Here is a 2,079-nt window from a genome sequence, read left to right on the forward strand (position 1 = left end):
GTCGGCGAGGCCGAGCTGCGCCTCGAGGAACTCGCCCTGCATCTGGCCGACCATGTAGTTGTCGAACGTCGCGTAGTAGTCGACGTCGGGCGTCTCGTTGATGAGGCGGTCGTAGGCGATGACGGTGATGTCCTGGGACTTGGCGTCGGCCAGGATCGGCGCGAGCGCCGTGCCGTCGATCGAGGCGATGACGAGGATGTCGGCACCCTCGTTGATCATGTTCTGGAGCTGGGAGATCTGCTGGTCCACCTCGTTGTCGGCGTACTGCAGGTTGGTCTGGAAGCCCATGTCCTGGAGCAGGCCCTCGAGGTTGGAGCCGTCCTTGTTCCAGCGCTCCAGGCTGCGGGTCGGCATCGCGATGCCGACGAGGATGTCCTCGGCGACGGGCGCCTCCTCGGTGGCGCCCTCCTCCGCGGGCGCCTCCTCCCGCTCGGCCGTGCAGGCGGCGAGGCTCGAGAAGAGGAGCGCAGCGCCCGTGAGCGCCGCCAGGGTCTTGACCGTGCGTAGTGACATCGTTGTCGCCCTCCGGGTCAGGCCGGGTCCTCGTCGACGCCGGCCGCAGCCGCTCCCCGGGAAGCCCGCGGGAGCCGCACCAGTTTTAGTTGGTTCATTGAACATACGGACGACGAAATCGTTCTACAACCCGATGAAACGATCCACAGGATCACGATCTCGTCACGGTGGCGCGACCGGTCGCGCCACCGTGACGCGGCGTCCGGCCCCGGGTCGGGACGCGGCATCGGGCCCCGGGTCACGACCCGGGGTCAGGCCGTGGTGGTCCCGGGCTCCTCGCCCACCCAGGCCGCCGGGTCCTCGACGAGCAGCTCCAGGACGGACAGCGCGCCGCCCGTCATCGCCGGGTACTTCCCGGCGCGCGCGACGTCGACGTCGACCCGGGACCACGGCGCGGCGATGACGCGCCGGCGCAGCTGCTCGGTGACGTGCGCGCGCAGGTGGTCCGCGAGGTCCGCGTAGATCCCGCCGAGCACCACGTGCTCGACGTCCACGACGTTGACCACCCCGGCCAGCACCACGCCGAGCGCGGCCCCGGCCCGGGCCAGCGCGGCCACGGCGAGCTCCTCGCCGACGTCCGCCCGCGCGACGAGCTCCGCCACCGTGGTGCTCCGCGGCAGCCCGGCGTGGTCGAGGATCGCGTCCTGCCCGGCGAACGCCTCGAGCGTGCCCCCCTCGTCGAACGACCCCGCGGTGCCGAGCGCGATGTGCCCGATCTCCCCGCTCCAGCCGTGCCGGCCCGTGAAGATCTCGCCATCGAGCACGATCGCGCCACCGATGCCGACCTCGCCGGAGACGTACACGAAGCTCGACGGGCCGGTGCGGCGCCGCACGTGGGCCTCGGCGCGCGCGGCGAGGTTGGCCTCGTTGGCCAGGCGCGGCGGCACGGCCGCCAGGACGGGGTGGGCCGTCAGCAGACCGACGACGTCGACGTCGCGCCAGCCGAGGTTGGGTGCCACCCGCAGCGGTCCCGTGACGGAGTCGACCAGGCCGGGCAGCGCCAGCGCCGTGCCGACCACCGCGACGCCGTCGGCGCTGAGCACCGCGACGACGGGCCCGGCGAGGGCCGCGAGCCGGTCCAGCACCGGCCCGGGCTCGCTGCCGCGGAAGTCGCCGGGCTCGACGTGCTCGCTGAGCACCCGGCCGGCGAGGTCGACGGCGCGCACCCCCAGGTAGTCGACGTTGACCTCCATGCCGACGGCGGCCACCGTCCCCGTGGCGGGGACCAGCGGGACCGCCGGTCGGCCGGCGCGCTGCGCGGCCACCGGCTCGAGCTCCGCGACCAGGTGCGCGGCGATGAGGCGGTCCACCAGGGCGGAGACGGTCGCCCGGGTCAGGCCCGTGGCGAGCGCGATGTCGGCGCGGGACAGCGGGTGGGGGGCGTCGAGGATGTGGCGCAGGGCGAGGCCGAGGTTGTGCTGGCGCAGGCTCACCTGACGCGCGGCGCGGCCGGCCCGCGGGGTGCCCAGCCGTTCGTTCATGGGGTTGACCCTACCGGCGCGCTGCGATAAGTTCAGCCACACAACAAATGGTTGCCGCTCACCGAGGAGATGCCCCCCATGGTTC

General features: G+C 73.3%; 2 protein-coding genes. Both read right to left on the reverse strand.

Going from position 1 to position 2,079, the window contains the following annotated elements; translation table 11 throughout:
- Positions 1 to 513: substrate-binding domain-containing protein (locus PKY62_RS13165; protein ID WP_324537687.1), on the reverse strand; the 513-nt coding region annotated here is incomplete at its 3' end.
- A 251-nt stretch (positions 514 to 764) separates the two neighbouring features.
- Positions 765 to 1,994 (reverse strand): ROK family transcriptional regulator, encoded by a 1,230-nt coding sequence (locus PKY62_RS13170; RefSeq protein ID WP_324537689.1) that lies wholly within the window; start codon positions 1,992 to 1,994, stop codon positions 765 to 767.
- Positions 1,995 to 2,079 lie beyond the last annotated feature (85 nt).

Source organism: Actinotalea sp. (assembly GCF_035443605.1).
GTDB lineage: Bacteria > Actinomycetota > Actinomycetes > Actinomycetales > Cellulomonadaceae > Actinotalea.

Excerpts from the sequence above, each read along its gene's own strand:
- PKY62_RS13170 (WP_324537689.1), bottom strand. The coding sequence starts at position 1,994 with ATGAACGAACGGCTGGGCACCCCGCGGGCCGGCCGCGCCGCGCGTCAG.